This window comes from Acidovorax sp. Leaf73, from assembly GCF_916855635.1.
Classification (GTDB): Bacteria; Pseudomonadota; Gammaproteobacteria; order Burkholderiales; family Burkholderiaceae_C; genus Acidovorax; species Acidovorax facilis.
On sequence record NZ_CAKASI010000002.1, the window covers coordinates 293,782 to 314,021 of the forward strand.

The window sequence follows — 20,240 nt, forward strand, 5'->3', positions numbered from 1 at the left end:
AGCTGGCTCATAGCAGCCGGGGACGAATCCATGTCATCTATTGATGTCAACAATGCACCGGCCGCGGATGGGACCCAGGGGGATCAGGACCTGGGTCCTTTGGCGTGGGTGCTTGACGAACTGCGCAAATCTCTGGATGGCGCTGTCAAGGCCATGCGCCGTTTTGTGCGAGATGCAGAAGCCGCACGCGAGTCGGATCTTGCAGCGCTGGACGCAGGCCCACTGCGCATCGCTCGCCAGCAGTTGCACCAAGCGTGTGGTGCGCTGGAAATGGTGGGCATGGGCCCTCCAGCTTTGGTCCTGCGCGCCATGGAGTCGGCAGTCCAGAAGTTCGTTCAACGGCCTGAGACCTGCAGCGACGATGCTGCCGCAGTGATTGAGCGTGCGAGCTTTGCGCTCATCGAATACCTGGAAACCGTTCTGGCTGGCAAGGCAGCGTCGCCTGTCGCGTTGTTTCCCCAGTACCGCGATGCCCAGGCCCTGGCAGGTGCAGACCGTGTCCATCCGGCCGATCTGTGGCCCGTGGAACGCCGGTTTCGCGAGCCCGAGGGGGCTGTTGCAGCCACGCCGCTGCCCTACGGGCCTGAGGCGCGTGCTCGCCTGGATGCGGCAGTTCTAAGAATCGTCAAATCCGGCGATCTCAGGGCTTCGTTGAGTTTGCGGGATACCTGCCTGGGATTTGTGGCATCCCAGCAAGACCGCCAGTCCCGCGCTTTCTGGAAGATATGCGCGGGCTTTTTTGAGGCTTTCGGCTCCGGCCTTTTGCCTGCGGACGTCTACGTCAAGCGTGTGGCATCCCGCGTGCTGATGCAGTACTCCACCCTTGCCAAGGGTGACACGACGATTGCAGACCGCTTGGTTCAGGATCTGCTGTTCTTCTGTTCGCAGGCCAAGCCAGCCGAATCCAATGACAGTGCTGCTCCGTCTTTGCAGGCGGTCCGGCAGGCTTTTGCCCTTGATCGGTTCAAGCCGGTGGACTATGAAGCAGCCCGTTTTGGCAGGTTTGATCCTGCCATGCTGGCGCAGGCACGCAAGCGAATAGCTGCTGCCACGGAAACCTGGTCTGCCCTGGCGGGCGGCGACCGCAACAAGCTCAAGCCAGCGGCGGACCAATTCAGTCTGGTCTGCGACTCGCTGCGCAAGCTGCACCCCGGTAGCGAAAGCCTCGCTCAGGCGCTGACCCGCGCGCTGGAATCCACCACCCGCTCGGGTGAACCTCCTTCGGCCGCGCTGGCCATGGAAGTAGCTACCTCGGTCTTGTATCTGCAAGCAGCCTTTGAAGAGCTGGATGCGGACGGCAATCAGATGGAAATCCGCGCGGGCCGACTGGCAGAGCGCCTGGATGCGGTGGGGGCGGGCGCTGAGCCAGAACCTCTCGAGCAATGGATGGAAGAGCTGTACCGCAGGGTCAGCGACAACCAGACCATGGGCAGTGTGGTGGACGAATTGCGCTCCACGCTCGGCGAGGCGGAAAAGGCGCTGGACCAGTTCTTCCGCAGCCCGCAGGACACTGCAGTCCTGGCAACCGTACCGGGGCATCTTGCCCAAATGCGCGGCGTGCTGTCGGTGCTGGGGCTGGACCAGGCATCGCTCGCCGTGGTTCGCATGCGCGACATGGTGGAGCGTTTGCTCATCAATGAAGTCCCCGAGTCGGACCGCCAGGGCGTGTTCGAGAAACTGGGCAACAGCTTGGGCGCCCTGGGCTTCCTGATCGACATGCTCAGCTACCAGCGCACCATGGCGCGCAAGCTGTTTGTGTATGACGAGGAACTGGGCGAGTTGCGCATTCTCACGGGCAAGAGTCGGCCGCGTGCCTCGGATGCTTTGGAAGAGACTCCTGCCAAGCTGGAGGAGCGGTCGGCCGTTCCCCTGCCTGACGTGGTGCCGCGTTTTCCTGTGCAGGAGCCGCTCAGCGAGCCGACCGATTTCGGTTCGCTGCCTTCGCTGCCTTCGTTGCCGGACATGCCCGCAGCGGCCGCCGCTGAGCCATTGGCTCCCGTAGAGGCGGATTCGCTGGCCCCTGATATTTCGTTCGATCTGCCCGCTGTGGCGGGCACCGAGCCGGCGCCCTTGCCCCTGGCTGCGGCAGCGCCCGCACCAGCCCCTGCGCATGTGCCTGAGGTCGAGGACGAATTGCTGGAGGTCTTCCTGGAAGAGGCGCGCGAGGTGGTAGTCAATGGTCTGGCTGCGATCGAGGTGCTGAAGGACGATCCGGGCAACCTGAGTGAGCAGACCACGCTGCGGCGTGCCTTTCACACGCTCAAGGGCAGTTCGCGGATGGTGGGGCTGAACGATTTTGGTGAGGCCGCCTGGTCGATGGAGCAGTTGCTCAATGCCTGGCTGGCTGAGCAAAAGCCCATGCACCCTGGTTTGCTGCAGCTTTCTTCCGACGCGTTGCGGGCCTTCAGCCGCTGGGCGGACGACATTGCGGCGGGCCAAGCCTCTGGCTGGCAACCGGACGCGTTCCGGCAATCTGCGGATGCCATGCGCCTGGATGGAACCCTGTTGCCGCTGGTGGTGCCGTCTGCCGACGGAGAAGCCCCGGTCCTGGCTGAAGTGGCACTTGAGCCTGAGGTGGCTGTGCTGGATGACCTGCCTCCTGAGGCGCCCGCGCCAACGGTTGCAGAAGTTCCGAAGGTCGTGGAAGAAGAGCTGGCGATGCCGGACTTCGAAGCCACCGAAATTTTCGACCATGTGCCCGAACTGCCGGCAGAGACGACCGCTCCAGCCCCCGAGGTGGCCGAGGAGATCGATTTCTCCGTGTTCGCCGCTGCGCTCAATGAGGCGCCTGCTGCTCCTGAAGCTATCGCCCCCTCCAGTGTCGACTTTGTTCTGGATCTCGAACTCCCAGACCTGGAACCTGTCGCGACCGCTCCCGAGGTGGAGGCTCTTTCGCAGGCACCCGTGGTGCCCGACGAACCTGCAGTGGATGGGGCCTTTGTTCTGCCTGTCGAGTCGCTCGATGACATCGAATCCCATGAAGTGCCGAGCGAGACAGAGCCCGAGCATCAGCTGTTGGGTGCCGATGGGTCGGAATCTGTGGGTCAGGATGTACCCGCCGAATTCGTAGAAGCCGCAGAGGCTGTGGCCTTTGAGGCTGCCTCTGAAGTGCCGCAGGCCATCGAGGCCGTGCCGCAGGAGCCGGAAGACAGCGCCAGCGATGAAGCGGTGAAGGTCATTGACACCCTGCGCATTGGCATCCCGCTCTATAACGTTTATCTGAACGAGGCCGACGAGTGGTCGCGCCGATTGGTGACCTGCCTGCAGGAATGGTCGCTGGAGCTGCACGAACCTCTGCCCGATATGGCCGTGGCATTGGCGCACTCGTTGGCGGGCAGCTCGGCCACGGTGGGTTTCAATGCCCTGTCAGAGATGGCCAGGGTGCTCGAACACGCGCTTCAACACGTGACGCTGCAGTCTGGCGGCACACAGGAGCAGGCCCAGGCCTTCATGGCGGCGGCGGAAGACATCCGTCGTTTGCTGCACCAGTTTGCGGCAGGTTTCCTCAAGGAACCAAGTCAGGAGGTGCTGGAGCAGCTGCGCCAGATCCTGCAAACCGAGGTGGACAACACCTTGTCACCGCCTGAAGAGGAGGCTGCAGACGAGTTGTTGTCGGTGCAGGACCAGACTGCTCCGGTGGAAGCAGAAGTGGCGCAGCCACTGCCGCTTGTCGAACCCGAGCCGGACCTTCAAGCCATGCCGGAGCCTGCGGCTGTTGTGGGCCCCAAAGGGCATGTGGCCCCTGCTTTGTCGGCCGTCATCCACGACCACGATCAGCGTATTGATGATGCGATCGCCCATGCTGTGGCGCTTGGCTCGGATGTGGACGACGATATCGATGCGATTGACGTTATCGACCCGGATCTGTTCCCGATCTTTGAGGAAGAGGCTGCCGAGCTGTTGCCACAGCTTGGTGGTGCGCTGCGCCAATGGGCCTCGCGTCCCGACAACCTTGGTGCCCGCAGTGAAGTGCTGCGTGCGTTGCACACCCTCAAGGGAAGTTCGCGCCTGGCAGGTGCCATGCGCCTGGGTGAGATGGCCCACCGGCTGGAATCCGCCATCGAGCAGCTTGACGCTGAGACGGTGACATCCGATCAAATCGAGCCTTTGCAGGGTAGTTTTGACGGCATCCAGGCGAACTTTGATGCGCTGCGTGCGATTGGCCAGGGACCCGCCGATACGGTGGTTTCTCTGCCCGTGGAAACACCGCGCAGCCAGCCTGAAGCCTCCGAGGCCCCATCAGCTCCAGTGCCAGCAGCAGCACCCGCGTCTGCCGTGTCCTCTGCTCCGGCGGTGCGCCTGCCTGGTCCTTCGCAGCTCGCGCCTTTGCGTGTTGCTGCTAACCAGTCGGTGCGGGTGCGTGCCCAGTTGCTGGACCGGTTGGTCAATCAGGCGGGTGAGGTGATGATCAGCCGCTCGCGCCTGGATGTGCGGCTGGGTCAGTTCCGCAGCTCGCTGACTGACCTGTCGGGCAATTTGGACCGTCTGCGCCAGCAATTGCGGGACATCGAGCTGCAAGCTGAGTCGCAGATGCAGTCGCGCCTGGCCCTGTCGAAGGACTCGGCGGCGGGCTTTGATCCGCTGGAGTTTGACCGCTTTACCCGTGTGCAGGAGCTCACACGCATGATGGCCGAGTCGGTGAACGACGTGGCCACCGTGCAGCGCAACCTGCAGCGTGCCATGGAAGGTGCCGAAGACGACCTGATTGCCCAAGGCCGCCAGGCACGGGAGCTGCAGCGCGACTTGCTGCGCACCCGCATGGTGGAGTTCGAAGGCATTGCTGAACGTCTGTATGCCGTGGTGCGCCAGGCCTCCAAGGAAACCAGCAAACAGATCAAGCTCGACATCACCGGCGGCTCCATCGAGATGGACCGTGGTGTGCTGGACCGCATGACCCCCGCGTTCGAGCATCTGTTGCGCAACTGCGTGGCCCATGGCATTGAAGATCCGCAGGTGCGCACGGCCGCAGGCAAGCCTGCATCGGGCACGATCACCGTGGAGTTGCACCACGAAGGCAACGACGTGTCGGTGGAGTTCCGGGATGACGGTGCCGGACTGAACCTGCCCCGTATTCGTGAAAAGGCGTTGGCGCAGGGCATTGTGGCGCCCGATACCGAGTTGAGCGATGCCGAAGCTGCCAACCTGATTTTCATGCCCGGGTTCTCCACGGCTTCCGAGGTGACCGGCTTGGCAGGGCGTGGTATTGGCATGGACGTGGTGCGTGCCGAGATCAATGCGCTGGGCGGTCGGATCGAGACCTCGACAGAAGCTGGCAAGGGCGCGGCCTTCCGCATGGTCCTTCCCTTGACCACGGCGGTGACGCAGGTGGTGATGCTGCGCGCGGGTGACCTCGCGATCGGCGTGCCGGCCAACGTGGTCGAGATCGTTCGGCGCACGTCTGCGGCAGACCTGGAGGTCGCATACCGCACGGGCCATTTTGATGACGGCATGGAGCAACTGCCTTTCTTCTGGGCTGGAGCGCTCCTGCAGGCTTCTTCCCGCAGCAACGAGCCTGCTGGAAAGACGCGCCCTGTGGTGATCTTCCGCAGCGCGTCACAGCGCATCGCCATGCACGTGGACGAAGTTCTGGGGAACCAGGAAGTCGTGGTGAAGAACCTGGGTCCGCAGCTGTCCCGTTTGCCCGGCTTGGCCGGCATGTCGGTGCTGGCATCGGGTGCTGTGGTGCTGATCTACAACCCCGTGGCGCTGGCGACGGTGTATGGCGACCAGGTGCGTGCCGCCAGCGCCGGTCTGCCTTCAGTGCTGGAGGCCGATGGCTCTTCGGGTGCGGGCAAGTCGGTCGTCTCGCCCCAATTGGCGGGCCCCAGCCAGGTGCCCCTGGTTCTGGTGGTGGACGATTCGATCACGGTGCGCCGGGTCACGCAGCGTTTGCTGCAGCGCGAAGGCTATCGTGTGGCGCTCGCGGCCGATGGCTTGCAAGCGCTGGAGCGTCTGCAGGAAGAGCGCCCCACCGTTGTGCTGTCCGACATCGAAATGCCTCGCATGGACGGGTTCGACCTGGCGCGGAACATCCGTGCAGACGGTGCGCTGCGTGACCTGCCCATCATCATGATCACGTCGCGCATCGCTGAAAAGCACCGCGAGCATGCGATGGAGCTGGGCGTTAACCATTACCTGGGCAAGCCTTACTCCGACGAAGAGCTGCTGAGCCTCATTCAGCACTACGCCCGCATCGCGGCAACCGCAGAGGCCTAGCCAGCATGCATGTGCACCACAGGTCTGCCTTGAACCGGCGGGCCTGTGGCCTGCCAATATTCCTGTTGGTGCGGGCCTTGACCACGGCAGCTTCCCTTCGGAGGCTGTTCTGATGGAGCCGACGGCAACTGTTCCTTCTCCGGACCCTCGCCTCCTGGCTTGTCTGGCTGTGGTGGTGCGGGAAAGGGCGTCTGATCTATTCATCATGGCGGGTGCACCACCCACGCTCAAGCGGCAGGGCGTGTTTGTGGCCATGGGGCAGCAGCAGCTGTCCGCCGACGATGTCAAGCAGATGGCGTATTCCATCCTCCGCGAAACGCAGCGGCGGGAGTTCGATGCCACCATGGAGTGCGACCTGTCCTTGCAGACCCCGGAGGGCGAGCGGTTTCGTGTGAATGTGCACCGGCAGCGTGGGCAGGTAGGCATGGTGATCCGCCATGTTATTGCCCAGATCCCCAGCCTGGCAGCGCTCGGCCTTCCGCCAGTGCTCCAGCAACTGGCGTTTCTCAAAGGGGGGCTGGTACTCACGGTAGGGTCGGCGGGTTCTGGCAAGACCACCACATTGGCCGCGCTGCTGGACCACCGCAATGCCCACACGGGCGGGCATATCCTGACGGTGGAAGACCCCATCGAATACCTTCATACCCACAAGAAGTCACTCGTGACACAGCGCGAGGTGGGGCTCGATACGCTGTCCTATGACGAGGCCCTGCGTCGCGCGATGCGGGAAGCGCCGAACGTGATCATGATTGGTGAAATCCGCGACCGGGCCACCATGCAGCACGCGCTGCACTATGCCGAGTCCGGCCACCTGTGTGTTTCCACACTGCATGCCAACAATGCGAACCAGGCGGTGCAGCGCATTGTGAATTTCTTCCCCGAAGACGCCCACCGCCAATTGCTCATGGACCTGTCCCTCAACCTGCGCGCTGTCGTAGCGCAGCGCCTGGTGGCGGGGCTGGCGGGTGGCCTGGTGCCTGCCACCGAAATCATGCTGCTCACGCCCTATGTGGCCGAACTGATCCAGAAGGGGCAGATCGACGAACTCAAGACCGCCATTACCCGCAGCGCAGAGCAAGGCATGTGGAGCTTCGACCAATCCTTGCTGGCCATGGTCGAGTCCGGTGCCATATCGCCCGAAGAAGCGATTGCCAATGCCGATAACCGCACCGATGTGCGGCTGCGCCTTCGGCTGGCGGCGGGGGCGCCGCTGGGGGGCGAGGGCATGCAGATGAGCCCGGATGAGCCCGCTGGGCCCGACAGCGTTCCACCGCCTGCCACCCGCCGGTGAGTGCGGGGATCAGACCGCAGCAGACTTTACGACCGCATACCGCTCCAGGGTGCGGTGCCGCGCTGCGTCGTGCTCCACCACCGGCAGCGGGTAGGTATCCCCCAGCCGCACTCCCGCATCCTGCAACTCCAGCGGGCGCGCCAGCCAGGGCGCGTGCAACGCCTTGGTAGGCAAACTCGCTAGCTGCGGCAGATAGCGGCGGATGAACTTACCCTCGGGGTCGAACTTTTCACTCTGGCTCACGGGGTTGAAGATGCGGAAATAGGGCTGGGCATCGCACCCGCTGGAGCTGGCCCACTGCCAGCCACCGTTGTTGGCGGCCAGATCGAAGTCATTGAGGTGCGTGGCGAAGTAGGCTTCGCCCCAGCGCCAGTCGATGCCCAGATCCTTGACCAGGAAGCTCGCCACCACCATGCGCAAGCGGTTGTGCATGTAGCCCGTCTGGTTGATCTGCGCCATGGCCGCATCCACCAGCGGGTAGCCCGTGCGCCCCTCACACCAGGCGGCAAACAGGGTGTTGGCCTCGGGGCCTGATTCCCACTGGATCGCGTCATACGCGGGCTTGAAACTGTGGCCCACCACATGGGGATGGTGGTGCAGGATCTGAAAGTAGAAGTCCCGCCAGATCAGCTCGCTGAGCCAGGTGGCGGCGCCTGGGTTGCCTTGCAGCATCAGCCCGTGCGCGGTGCGTGCCAGCAGGCGCGGCGAGATGGTGCCAAAACGCAGGTGCACGCTGAGGTAACTGGGCCCTTTGACAGCTGGAAAGTTGCGCGTGTCCTCGTACCGCTCGATGCGGCCCAGGAAGTCGTTGAACAGCCGCTGCGCGCCGCTGGCGCCCGTGGGCAGATTGAGCTGCGATAGGGCCGTGGCCTCAAAACCCAGGCGTGCCAGGGTGGGCACCGCCTGGCAGTGCGCCTGCGGGCGCGGTGCCAACCGGTGTGCATGGCGCTCCACGGGGTAGCCGGTGAGTTGAAACGCATCCACCTTCTTGAGCCAGGCGTTCTTGTACGGTGTGAACACGCTGTACGGATTGCCGGTCTGCGTCAGCACCTCGCTGCGTTCCAGAATGGTGTGGTCCTTGAAGGTGTGAAATGCCCTTCCGGCAGCGGCCAACCGTGTGCGCACCAGGCGGTCGCGTTCCAGGGCCTGGGGCTCGTCATCGTGGTTGGCAAACACGGCCTGCACGCCCAGGCCGTTGGCCAGTTCTGGAATGGCATCACTGGCCACTGCATGCAGCACGATGAGGCCACCCTGTTCATGCCCGGAAAGCGTTCGCAGCGTTTCATCCAGCTCCACGAGCGACTCGCGGATGAACTCCACCCGCCGGTCAGCCCGGGGCAGGGCGTCGATGATCTCGCGGTCAAAAACAAAGGCGCAGTGCACCTCCTGGCATTGAGTCAGTGCGCGGTAAAGAGCGGCCTGATCGTTCGCGCGCAGGTCGCGGCGGAACCAGACCAGACCGCTGGGGTACGAGGGCTCGGAGGAGGGGGCCATGTTCACCGTTAAAATTGCCGAATGTCTTTCGATTCTGCGCCCATCAACCTGACGCATCACTTCCTGATTGCGATGCCCGGTCTGGAAGATGAGTCTTTCTCGCGCAGCGTCGTTTACCTGTGTGAGCACAGCGAACGCGGTGCACTCGGCCTCATCATCAACAAGCCTTCTGACATCACCCTCAAAGGCCTTTTTGACAAGGTGGACCTGTCGCTGCGGCGCGAAGATCTCACCCAGGAACCTGTTTTCCAAGGCGGCCCGGTGCAGACCGAGCGCGGTTTTGTGTTGCATGAGCCCATGCTCATGGACAAGGCAGAAACCGATGAATCGGCATATGCCTCCACCATGACCATCCCCGGCGGGCTGGAGATGACCACCTCCAAGGACGTGCTCGAAGCGCTGTCCACGGGCGCAGGCCCGCGCCGCGTGCTCATCACGCTGGGGTATTCGTCCTGGGGTGAGGGCCAGCTTGAATCGGAGCTGGCCGAGAACGCCTGGCTGACGGTGGCGGCCGATCTGTCCGTGATCTTCGACACCCCTGTGCCCGAGCGCTACGACCGGGCCCTTTCGCTGCTGGGCCTCAAGGCCTGGATGTTGTCGCCCGAGGCGGGGCACGCATGACCGGCCTGCCCGTTCAGCCCGCCGTTCCTGCGCATTTCCAGACCTTTCTTGCTTTCGATTTTGGCCTCAAGCGGACGGGGGTCGCCACGGGCAACCGCATGTTGCGCAGCGCCACGCCGCAGGCCACCATCAAGGCCGAGGGTGACGCCCGTTTTGTGCAGGTGGCGCAGCGCATCAAGGAGTGGCAGCCCGACGCCCTCGTGATCGGCGTGCCCTACCACCCTGATGGCGCAAGCCACGAAAACACCGAGCGCGCGCTCAAGTTCGGCCGCCAGCTGCGCGGCCGCTTTGGTTTGCAGGTGTTCGAGGTGGACGAGCGTTACAGCACCACCGAAGCCATCGCAGGTGGCGCCAAGGATGCCGACGCCGCTTCGGCCTGCATCATCCTGGAACAGTTTTTGAGGAATCTCCCATGACCACCCCATCCCCCGGAATGTCCGGCAGCCTGGTGCTTGACGCCGAGGCGCTGTACCGCGAACTGCTGCGCGGCGTGCGCAGCATGCTGACCCCCACCACGCGCCTGGCGGGCATTGCCTCGGGCGGTGCCTGGCTGGCTGAGCGCCTGCAAAAAGACCTGGGCCTCGAAGGCCCCGCCGGTGTGCTCTCGTCGGTGATGCACCGCGACGACTTCGCCCAGCGCGGCCTGTCGGCCAGCGCGCAGACGGCGCTGCCGTTCGATGTGAACGGTGCCGATGTGCTGGTGCTCGACGACGTGCTCTACACCGGCCGCACCATTCGCGCCGTGCTCAACGAGCTGTTCGACTACGGCCGCCCCGCCAGCGTGCGCCTGGCCGTGCTGGTGGACCGGGGTGGGCGCGAGCTGCCCGTGCAGGCCGACTTTGCCGCTGCCCGCGTGGCCCTGCCTGCCGCCCAGTCGCTGGCCCTGGCGCGCGACGACAGCGGCATCTTCCAATTCCAAGTCAAAGAGGCCTGACCGTGCTGCACAAGCGCAATCCCCAACTCAACGGCAACGGCGAACTCATCCACCTGCTGTCCATCGAAGGGCTGCCGCGCGACATCGTCACGCACATCCTCGACACGGCGGCCAACTTCGTGAGCGTGAACGACCGCGAAGTGAAGAAGGTGCCCCTCTTGCGTGGCAAGAGCGTGTTCAACCTGTTCTTCGAGAACAGCACGCGCACCCGCACCACGTTCGAGATCGCGGCCAAGCGCCTGTCGGCCGACGTGCTCAACCTCGACATCGCGCGCAGCTCGGCCAGCAAGGGCGAGTCGCTGCTCGACACCATCGCCAACCTGTCGGCCATGGCGGCGGACTTGTTTGTGGTGCGGCACAGCGAATCCGGTGCGCCCTACCTGATTGCGCAGCATGTGGCGCCCCATGTGCATGTGATCAATGCGGGCGATGGCCGGCATGCCCACCCCACGCAGGGGCTGCTGGACATGTACACCATCCGCCACTACAAGAAGGACTTCAGCAACCTCACCGTGGCCATCGTGGGCGACGTGCTGCACTCGCGTGTGGCGCGCTCGGACATCCACGGCCTCACCACGCTGGGCTGCGCCGAGGTGCGCGTGGTGGGCCCGCGCACCCTGGTGCCGTCGGACATGGCGCAGATGGGCGTGCGCGTGTGCCACACGCTCGAAGAGGGCATCAAGGATGCCGACGTGGTCATCATGCTGCGGCTGCAGAACGAGCGCATGAGCGGCGCCCTGCTGCCGTCGAGCCAGGAGTATTTCAAGAGCTTCGGCCTCACGCAGGAGAAGCTGCAACTGGCCAAGCCCGACGCCATCGTCATGCACCCCGGCCCCATCAACCGCGGTGTGGAAATCGACTCCGCCGTGGTCGATGGCAAGCAGAGCGTGATCCTGCCTCAGGTGACTTTCGGTATTGCGGTCCGTATGGCTGTCATGTCGATCGTTGCTGGTAACGAAGCATGACGCTTGGAATGAATACTCCTGTTTTCATAGCTGCTAGCGCTTGTCCAATAAGCGCTAGCAGCCAATTTGGCTTGAAATCATGAAGATACTGATCCAGAACGGCCGTGTGATCGATCCCGCTTCGGGGCTTGACCAGACCTGCGACATCGCGCTGGCGGCAGGCCGCATCGTGAGCGTCAACCGCGTGCCCCCCGACTTTGCGCCCAACCGCACCATCAATGCTGCTGGCTGCATCGTGTTGCCCGGCCTGGTGGACCTGGCGGCGCGCCTTCGCGAGCCCGGCCACGAACACGAAGGCATGCTCGAATCCGAAATGGCCGCCGCCGTGGCCGGTGGCGTGACCAGCCTGGTCTGCCCGCCTGACACCGACCCCGTGCTCGACGAGCCCGGCCTGGTCGAGATGCTCAAGTTCCGCGCCGAGAAGTTGCACCAGGCGCGCCTGTTCCCTCTGGGGGCCCTCACGCGCAACCTTGCAGGCGAGGTGCTGACCGAGATGGCCGAGCTGACCGAATCCGGCTGCGTGGGCTTTGGCCAGGCCGAGGTGCCGCTGGCCAGCACCCAGGTGCTGCAGCGCGCGCTGCAATACGCCGCCACCTTTGGCTACACCGTGTGGCTGCGCCCGCAAGAGATGCACCTGGGCAAGGGCGTGGCTGCCAGCGGCCCGCTGGCCACGCGCCTGGGCCTGTCGGGCGTGCCCGTGGCGGCCGAGACCATTGCGCTGCACACCATTTTTGAACTGCTCAAGACCACCGGCGCCCGTGTGCACCTGTGCCGCATCAGCAGCGCTGCCGGTGTTGAGTTGCTGCGCCGCGCCAAGGCCGAGGGCCTGAAGGTGACGGCCGATGTCAGCATCAACTCGCTGCACCTCACCGACGTGGACATCGGCTTCTTCGACAGCCGCGCCCGCCTGTCGCCCCCGCTGCGCCAGCAGCGCGACCGCGATGCGCTGAACGCCGCGCTGGCCGACGGCACCATCGACGCCCTGGTGTCTGACCACACGCCGGTCGATGAAGACGCCAAGACCTTGCCATTCGCCGAAGCCGAGCCCGGCGCCACGGGGCTGGAGCTGCTGCTGTCGCTCGCGCTCAAGTGGTCGCAGGACAGCGGTGTGCCCCTGCAGCGTGCGCTCGCCACCGTCACGTCTGAACCCGCGCGCGTGCTCGGCAGCGCCCTGGGCACACTGCAGGCCAGCGTCGGCCAGATCGTGGAAGGCGGCGTGGGCGACCTGTGCATCTTTGACCCGCAGGCGGCGTGGACGGTGCAGGACGACGCATTGCGCAGCCAGGGCAAACACACCCCGTTCTCGGGCTACGAACTGCCTGGCTGTGTGCACATGACCCTCGTCGGTGGCCAGGTGGCTTTTGACCGGGGTTGAGGTAGTGCGACGCTGCGAGGCCCTGCGGTGAAGTCTTTGCGTGCCTGCTGGCGCCTGCTGCGCCTGCTGGGCCACATTGTCAAAGGGCTCGCCATCGTGGCGTTGCGTTTTCCAGCGCTCTCGCCGGACCAGCAGCATGCCCGGGTGCAGGTGTGGTCGCTGCAGCTGCTGGCGCACCTTGGCATCAGCCTGCGCATATTGGGTCAGCCCCCGCTCACCGGCCCGGTGATGCTGGTGGCCAACCACATCTCGTGGCTTGATATCCCGGTGATGCACGCGGCGCGGCATTGCCGCTTTGTCTCCAAGTCCGACGTACAGGGCTGGCCGCTGATCGGTACCCTGGCAACTGCCGCAGGCACGCTCTACATCGAGCGCAGCTCGCGCCGTGATGCGCTGCGCATGGTCCGGTCGATGCAGGAGGCGCTGGAGCGGGGCGAGGTGCTGGCCGTGTTCCCTGAGGGAACCACGGGCGATGGGCGCGAGATGCTGCCTTTTCACGCCAATTTGCTGCAAGCCGCTGTGGTGGCGCAGGCGCCGGTGCAGCCCGTGGGCCTGCGTTTTGCCGACAAGGCCACGGGTGCCACCAGTTTTGCGCCCAGCTACATCGGCGACGAAACCCTGGTGGGCTCCATCTGGCGCACGCTGTGCGCCCCGCCCATCGAGGCTGTGGTGCATTACGGCCCCCCCGAGCTGGCGGGCGAGCGCGACCGACGTACCTGGACGCAGCACCTGCACGATACGGTCGATCAGTTGCGCAAAGCCTGAGCTGGCGCTCTGGGGACAGGGGTGGTTTCCGTGGGCAAAAGCGTGCATATTCCACGTTTGCAGCCGCGCGGTCTGCACATCCGATCTCTATTGCACGCAATTTCCCGTATCGTCCGCGTCTTTCGCCTGCAAGCGCTTGCAAATGCGTGGGCAGGCTCATCCACACTGCCGGGAGGGCACCATGAACCTGATTGAGCGCGCCAAGAGCATTCTTCTGCAACCCAAGGACACCTGGGTCACCATTGAGGCCGAGAGCACCGACGCCGCCACCCTGTACACCCGCTACGCCATGATTTTGGCCGCCATTCCGGCAGTCTGCGGTTTCATTGGCATGTCGCTGATCGGTTTTGGGGGCTTTGGCGTCACCATCCGCGTGCCCTTTGTCTCGGGGCTGGTGAACATGGTGGTGTCGTATGTGCTCAGCCTCGTGGGCATCTTCGTGCTCGGGCTCATCATCGATGCGCTGGCCTCCACCTTTGGCGGCCAGAAAAACTCCATCCAGGCCCTGAAGGTGGCGGTGTATGCCAGCACGGCGGCCATGCTGGGCGGGGTGTTCAGCCTGCTGCCTGCACTATCCATGCTGGGCCTGCTGGCGGCTTTGTACTCCATCTACCTGCTCTACACCGGCCTGCCGGTGCTCATGAAAAACGCCCCCGACAAGTCGGTGGTCTACACCGTGGTGGTCATCATCGCGGCCATTGTGATGGGGGTGGTCATCGGCGCCGTCAGTGCGCTCTTGTTGCCCCGTGGCGGAGCGATGTTTGGCGGGGCCGATGCGCCCGCCATCACGATGAACACGCCGGGCGGCAAGGTGTCCATCGACACCGCCGGCCTGGAGGCCGCAGGCAAGAAGATGGAAGAGGCTGCCCGCAAGATGGAAGAAGCGCAAAAGAGCCAGGACCCCGCCGCCATTGCCGCGGCTGCTGGTGATGCCGCCAAGGCCGCCGCAGGTGCGCTGGGGGGTGGCCAGGCCATTGCGGCGCAGTCGCTCAAGGCGGCACTGCCCGAGAAGCTCGCCGGCCTGCCGCGCACGGGCTTTGATGTGCAGGACGGTGCCGCCCTGGGCCTGCCCACCAGCCAGGCCAGTGCGCAGTACGGCAGCGATGACAAGCAGGTGCGCCTGGAGATCGTGGATATCGGCGGCCTGGGGCAGATGGCGGTCATGGCCATGGGCATGGCCCAGGGCGAAAAAGAAGACCCAACGAGCGCCGAGAAGACTTGGCAGGAGGGTGGCCGCACCCTGCACCAGCGCTATGAAAAGGACGGCAGCCATGCCGAGTTCAAGACCATCCTGAAAAACGGCCTGGTGGTCAGCATTGAGGGCGACAACATGGGCGTGAAGGATCTGCGGGGCTTCATGTCGCAGGTGGATCTCAATGCCCTGGAAAGCCTGCAGCGCAAGGGAAAATCCTGAAGGCTGCAGTGCGCCGTGGCGCAATGTGGCATCAAAAATAATAGCGGCCTGCGCTTTATGGATAAGCGCTAGAGCCTATTTTGGCTTAGATGGTGGTTCCCTGTTCGCGGGGGAACGTCACCACATGGTCCACCTGGGCGCGGATGCCTATCCATTCGCCCAAGGCGTGGTCATGGTGGCTGGGCACATGCGCCAGCACCGTGTGGCCGCTGGCCAGGCGCAGCGTGTACAGAAACTCCGAACCCCGGAACGACTTGCGCACGATCTGCGCCTGCACGGGGGCATGGTCGTCGTGCACGATGTCATCCGCGCGCAGCAGCACATCACATTCGCCACCGGGGTAGCTGCTGGGCAGGGGGCATTCTTCCAGGTCGGTCAGCTCGCCCAGCGGCGTCTGCGCCACCACGTTGTTGCCGCGCTGCAGCAGCGTGGCAGGGGCGAACACGCCGTGGCCAATGAAGTCGGCCACAAACCGTGTGGCGGGGCGGTGGTACAGCGTGTACGCATCGTCCCACTGGTGCAGATGGCCTTCGTGCATCACGCCGATCACGTCGCCAATGGCAAAGGCCTCGAACTGGTCGTGCGTCACAAACAGGGCCGTGGCGCCAGCGGCTTTCAGAATGCCGCGCACCTCGTGGGCTAGGCGCTCGCGCAGGTCCACGTCGAGGTTCGAAAAAGGCTCGTCCAGCAGCATGAGCTGAGGGCGCGGTGCCAGGGCTCGCGCCAGGGCCACGCGCTGCTGCTGCCCGCCAGAAAGCTCGTGCGGAAAGCGGTTCTCGCTGCCCTCCAGCCCCACCAGCTGCAGCACCTCGGCCACGCGCGCGGCCTGCTCGGCACGGGGCAACTGGTGGATGCCAAACGCCACGTTGCGGCCTACCGACAGGTGCGGGAACAGCGCGTAGTCCTGGAACACCATGCCAATGCGCCGCAGCTCAGGCGGCACGCTGAGCGTGGCGCTGCTGACCACACTTTTGGTCAGGCGGATCTCGCCGCCCGTCACGGGCTCCAGCCCTGCCACAGCGCGCAGCAGCGTCGTTTTGCCGCAGCCCGAGGGGCCGATCAGCACACCGATATCGCCTGCATGCAGGCCCAGCGTGACGCCTTCCACCGCCGCGTTGGGGCGGCCTGCGTAGCGCACTTCGAGTTGGGAGACCTCTAGAAACATCGCTTGATTCTAGGCGGGCAGGGACGAATGCTTAAAATTCGCATTTGCATTCCTGATCGTTGCCCGGCCTGAGCCTGCCAGCGGGTGTGCGCTTTCTTACTTTGCCGAGCCACTCGCCTTGCGCCGCACGCCATTTTCTGCCCTTCGCACCATCCCTTTGATCCTGTTCGCGGGGTTTCTGGCGCTGCCCGTGCTGGCCGTGCTCGCATCGTGGTTGCCCGTGGGGCAGGGCGATGCGCAGGCGGGCGCCATCCTGCGCGAGATGGCGGCCACCGTGTTGCCTGGCTATGTGTGGACCACCTTGTGGCTGAGCGTGCTGGTGGCCCTGGGCGCGGCCATTGTGGGCACAGGCACGGCAGCAGCGGTGACGCTATTCGACTTTCCGGGCCGCCGCACCTTCGAGTGGCTGCTGCTGCTGCCCCTGGCCATGCCTGCGTATGTCACTGCGTATGCCTACACCGACTTTCTGCAGTTCAGCGGCCCGCTGCAGGTGGGCCTGCGCAACACCTTTGGCCTGGAAGGCCGCCTGCTGCCCGAGGTGCGCAGCCTGGGCGGCGCGGTGTGGGTGTTCATCTTTTCGCTGTACCCGTATGTGTACCTGCTGGCGCGCACGGCGCTGGGCGAGCGTGCCGCGCACCTCATGGAGGCCGCGCGCCTGCTGGGCGCTCCGCTGTCGCGCCGCATCCGCGCCGTGGCGCTGCCTCTGGCACGCCCGGCAGTCGCTGCAGGCGTTGCGCTGGTGCTGATGGAAACGCTGGCTGACTTTGGCGTGGCCAGCTACTTCGGCATCCAGACCTTCACCACCGGTATCTACAAGGCCTGGCTGTCGATGGACAACCGCCTGGCCGCCGCGCAGCTGGCCACCATGCTGCTGGTGGTGGTGATGGCGCTGCTGCACCTGGAACATCGCGCGCAAAAGCGCATGCGTTTCGCCACGGGCGGCGGGCGCGCAGGCTCGGCCGAGGCACAGCCCCTGCCGCTGCGCGGCGCACGCCGCTGGGCCGCCTGGGTGGTGTGCGCGGTACCGGTGGTGATGGGTTTTGTGGCGCCAGTTCTCTTCATGCTGCGCCCGCTGGCGGCCGACTGGTCGGTGCTGCCGTGGGAGCGATTCATGGAATGGGCCTGGCACAGCGTGCGCTTGGGATGCATCACCGCTGCGCTGGCCGTGATGATTGCTCTGGCCCTGGCGTTTGCCGTGCGCCGCCAGCCTGATGCGATCACGCGCGGCGTGGTGCAACTGGCCAGCGTGGGCTACGCCGTGCCAGGTGCCGTCATTGTGGTGGGCCTGCTGCTGCCCGTGGGCTGGCTGCAGGCGGCCATGCCGCAGTGGGGCGTGGGCGCGCTGGTCACGGCCACGGCGTTGGGCATCGTATGGGCGTACCTGGTGCGGTTCTGCGCGGTGGCGCTGCAGTCCATTCAGAGCGGATACGCGCGAATTCCCCCCAGCCTGGATGACTCTGCCCGCATGCTGGGCATGGGCAGTGTGGGCCTGATGGCGCGCGTGCATGGGCCGCTGCTCAAGCGGTCTACCGCTGCTGCCGCGCTGCTGGTGTTTGTGGACGTGATGAAGGAGCTGCCCGCCACCATGGTGCTGCGCCCCTTCAACAGCGACACCTTGGCTGTCGTGGCCTACCAGCTGGCGCGCGATGAGCGGCTGGGTGAGGCGGCATTGCCGTCCCTGGCGCTGGTGGCCGTGGGGCTGGTGCCGGTGATCTTGCTGAGCCGCACGCTGCGCAGCAAAGGGTGAGCGGCTGACATGCGGTACTGAATGGGTGGGCGCGCCCGCCCAAGGGCATGGTCCTCCAGCGTAGAAAACAAGCTGCCATGTGGCAGCTTGCTGACAGCCCAAGGAGAAGGCGCAGCGGCAGGCACCTCTTGCACCCTACCGAGGGTGCCCCGCAGTCTTCTGTACAGCCACCATGGGAGCGCACGCAGTTGCCGCAATGCCTGTATTAACGCGTCAAGGAACAGTCGGCGATTTCTCTCTACCTTCAGGAGCGGATTCAGCCAGCAGATGTACCTGGTGCGGTGTCACCCCCAGCAGATATTCTCGGTCCCCGTGCCGGACCAGGGCCACTCTCTCTCGCCCGCCAAGAGATATTTGCTGCACGACCTGCAGCACGGCTTTACCACTTCGATTCCGCGCGATGCCGGTGCGCTGCAGCACCTTCAGAAGTATCCAGGCCAGGGCCAGCACGAATGCCAGTGCCAATACGGTACCCAGCACTCCGGCCAGTGGGGCTGCGGGCGCGTCAGCTACGCCATATGGCGCAGTATTCGGGAGCACCACGCTGGCAGTGGTCTGGGGGCTCGTCACCTCGACCAATTGGGCAGGGGCAGTGCCTTCATAAGGCTGTGCGGTGTCTGTATGTGAATGCTTGTTCATGATGCAGTGTCAGTGGCCGCTCTGGATCGCCACCGCCTGGGAACATAGCGAGCAAAGCGGTTGGTTCTCCAGCCCCCGGGGGTGGCGGCTGCGCCCGCTGCGTCATGGGCCGTAGATATCGGGTACCGGGTCAGGTCTTCACCAGGAGCGGGGCGCCGAGGACGGCGCGGTTCTGACTCTGTGGAAGACTTCGCATGCGAGGTCCGCGAGGCACGTTCGAGTTCATAGCGCACATCTTGCGCCCACAGGATCACGGTCGCGATGATGTCGAACAGCTCCGCAGGAACGACGTCGCCGGGCTCTGTGTCGGCCAGCAATTGACGGGCGATTTCGATGTTGCGCAGTACGGGAACACCGGCCTCCTGTGCGGCGGTTCTCATGGCCAGAGCATCATCGTCCTGTGCCTTGGCAATGACCGTGGGCACCGGGCATCGGTCGCGATGGTAGTCGATGGCAATCGCGACATGGGTGGGATTGACCACCAGCACATGGGCACTGGCTGCCGCCTTGTTGGCGCCTTGCTGAGCCCACTCCTGCTGCAGCTGCTTGCGATGGCCCTTGAGATGCGGGTCGCCTTCGGCGTCCTTCATTTCCTGGCGTATGTCGCGCATGCTCATGCGCATCTTCTTCATGAAGCTGTAGCGTTGCCATGCCAGGTCCAGCGCCGACACCAGGAGAAACGCGCCCGTGACCCATGCCAGCAGCGTCCAGCTGGCGTGCCAGAGAGCCGATCCCACGGCCTCTGGCTTCGCGCGCGCAAGCAGTGGCAGATCGGGCAGCAAGTCCTTCAGCGCAATCCAGGCAATGACGGCCACGAGCACGGTCTTGAGCAGTGACTTGAGCAGCTCGACCAGGTTGTCCAGCGAGAACATGCGTTTGAGGCCGCTGGCGGGGTTCAGGTGTTCTGCCTTGGGCCAGATTTTCTCCATCGTCAGCACAGGGCCGGTCTGCAGAAACTCCACCAGGACGCCGACCACCGCAACGGGTACCACCACCAGCCCCACCAGCAACAGCAACGTGCGCAGCGCTTGCCACCCCAATTGGGCGAGTGCCTCAGAAAAAGGGATCTGCAATCCCCACAGGCTCAGTTCAATCAGTGACGTCATCTGCTGCCCCACCATCGGCAAGGCCACAGTGGCTAGCAGCAGCACGGTCAGCAATGTTGCTGTCGCTGTCAGGTCCTTGCTCTTGGAAATCTCGCCCTTTTTCCGGGCGTCCTGAAGCTTCTTGGGTGTCGGCTTTTCTGTCTTGTCGCCACTGTCGTCTTGACCGGCCATGGGCGGAGAGTCCTGTTGGAAATCGGGTGGGGCCGCAGGCCGTGCTGGCCCAGGGCTCAAGGCGCTGCAGCATCACGGGGAGGCTTGGCAACGGTGCGGAAACTGAAGTGTCGGGCAGTGTGCCAACGGTCACATGAATGTTGAAACAGGATGCAAGTGAAAGCACGTGCCCGCAATGGGCGTGCGTTGCATCTGTGTTTCGTTGCTGACAAATGGATACGTGACGCAGCACTTTTTGCCACAAATTCGAAAGGCTGAGCGGAAACACTAGCTCTACCTTGTTGCGTTCGTGTCTGAGTCTGCTTCTAAAAGCGAAAGTCTGTTTGTGCGTTCCCCA

14 protein-coding genes are annotated in these 20,240 nt (G+C 64.5%); 10 read left to right on the forward strand and 4 right to left on the reverse strand.

The window, feature by feature from the left end; all coding sequences use genetic code 11:
* The first annotated feature begins 30 nt into the window (after positions 1 to 30).
* Both LPA35_RS07715 and LPA35_RS07720 read left to right on the forward strand, forming a co-directional pair.
* Positions 31 to 6,216 carry an Hpt domain-containing protein gene (locus LPA35_RS07715; RefSeq protein ID WP_228896296.1) on the forward strand — a complete coding sequence of 2,062 codons (6,186 nt, stop codon included), beginning with the start codon at positions 31 to 33 and terminating at the stop codon, positions 6,214 to 6,216.
* 112 nt (positions 6,217 to 6,328) lie between these two features.
* Positions 6,329 to 7,507 (forward strand): PilT/PilU family type 4a pilus ATPase, encoded by a 1,179-nt coding sequence (locus tag LPA35_RS07720; protein ID WP_255669576.1) that lies wholly within the window; start codon positions 6,329 to 6,331, stop codon positions 7,505 to 7,507.
* Positions 7,508 to 7,516: 9 nt separating this feature from the next.
* Here LPA35_RS07720 and LPA35_RS07725 read toward each other — a convergent pair whose 3' ends face one another.
* Positions 7,517 to 9,001, reverse strand: a complete 1,485-nt coding sequence (locus LPA35_RS07725; protein ID WP_228896298.1) for a deoxyribodipyrimidine photo-lyase — start codon at positions 8,999 to 9,001, stop codon at positions 7,517 to 7,519.
* Positions 9,002 to 9,022: 21 nt separating this feature from the next.
* On the opposite strand from LPA35_RS07725, the gene LPA35_RS07730 reads away from it, so the two are divergent.
* The 7 genes from LPA35_RS07730 (at position 9,023) to LPA35_RS07760 (ending at position 15,075) form a co-directional block, all read left to right on the forward strand.
* Complete coding sequence (locus LPA35_RS07730) at positions 9,023 to 9,622, forward strand: YqgE/AlgH family protein (RefSeq protein WP_055393353.1); 600 nt, start codon at positions 9,023 to 9,025, stop codon at positions 9,620 to 9,622.
* A complete protein-coding gene (ruvX, locus tag LPA35_RS07735; RefSeq protein ID WP_121505516.1) occupies positions 9,619 to 10,038 on the forward strand; it encodes a Holliday junction resolvase RuvX in 420 nt (139 codons plus the stop codon). The genes LPA35_RS07730 and ruvX overlap by 4 nt, the downstream gene beginning before the upstream one ends.
* The gene (gene pyrR / locus LPA35_RS07740; RefSeq protein WP_228896299.1) at positions 10,035 to 10,556 is read left to right on the forward strand and encodes a bifunctional pyr operon transcriptional regulator/uracil phosphoribosyltransferase PyrR; all 522 of its coding nucleotides are present in this window, start codon (positions 10,035 to 10,037) and stop codon (positions 10,554 to 10,556) included. Before ruvX ends, pyrR begins: the two co-directional genes overlap by 4 nt.
* 2 nt (positions 10,557 to 10,558) lie before the next feature.
* Complete coding sequence (locus tag LPA35_RS07745) at positions 10,559 to 11,521, forward strand: aspartate carbamoyltransferase catalytic subunit (protein ID WP_008903259.1); 963 nt, start codon at positions 10,559 to 10,561, stop codon at positions 11,519 to 11,521.
* Positions 11,522 to 11,600: 79 nt separating this feature from the next.
* A complete protein-coding gene (locus LPA35_RS07750) occupies positions 11,601 to 12,896 on the forward strand; it encodes a dihydroorotase (protein ID WP_228896300.1) in 1,296 nt (431 codons plus the stop codon).
* Between the two features lie 27 nt (positions 12,897 to 12,923).
* Positions 12,924 to 13,661 (forward strand): 1-acyl-sn-glycerol-3-phosphate acyltransferase, encoded by a 738-nt coding sequence (locus tag LPA35_RS07755; protein WP_121505518.1) that lies wholly within the window; start codon positions 12,924 to 12,926, stop codon positions 13,659 to 13,661.
* Between the two features lie 181 nt (positions 13,662 to 13,842).
* Entirely contained in the window at positions 13,843 to 15,075 is a 1,233-nt protein-coding gene (locus LPA35_RS07760) for a Yip1 family protein (protein ID WP_228896301.1), read from the forward strand.
* A gap of 85 nt (positions 15,076 to 15,160) precedes the next feature.
* On the opposite strand, the gene LPA35_RS07765 is transcribed toward LPA35_RS07760, so the two are convergent.
* Positions 15,161 to 16,240 (reverse strand): ABC transporter ATP-binding protein, encoded by a 1,080-nt coding sequence (locus LPA35_RS07765; RefSeq protein ID WP_055402047.1) that lies wholly within the window; start codon positions 16,238 to 16,240, stop codon positions 15,161 to 15,163.
* Between the two features lie 118 nt (positions 16,241 to 16,358).
* Between LPA35_RS07765 and LPA35_RS07770 the strand changes: the two genes are divergently transcribed.
* Complete coding sequence (locus tag LPA35_RS07770; protein ID WP_228896302.1) at positions 16,359 to 17,987, forward strand: iron ABC transporter permease; 1,629 nt, start codon at positions 16,359 to 16,361, stop codon at positions 17,985 to 17,987.
* Positions 17,988 to 18,200: 213 nt separating this feature from the next.
* Here the strand turns inward: LPA35_RS07770 and fliO are convergent, their stop codons facing one another.
* Positions 18,201 to 18,626, reverse strand: coding sequence for a flagellar biosynthetic protein FliO (gene fliO / locus LPA35_RS07775; RefSeq protein ID WP_228896303.1), 426 nt, complete (start codon positions 18,624 to 18,626; stop codon positions 18,201 to 18,203).
* Complete coding sequence (sctU, locus tag LPA35_RS07780) at positions 18,623 to 19,903, reverse strand: type III secretion system export apparatus subunit SctU (RefSeq protein ID WP_228896304.1); 1,281 nt, start codon at positions 19,901 to 19,903, stop codon at positions 18,623 to 18,625. Before sctU ends, fliO begins: the two co-directional genes overlap by 4 nt.
* Between the last annotated feature and the right edge of the window lie 337 nt (positions 19,904 to 20,240).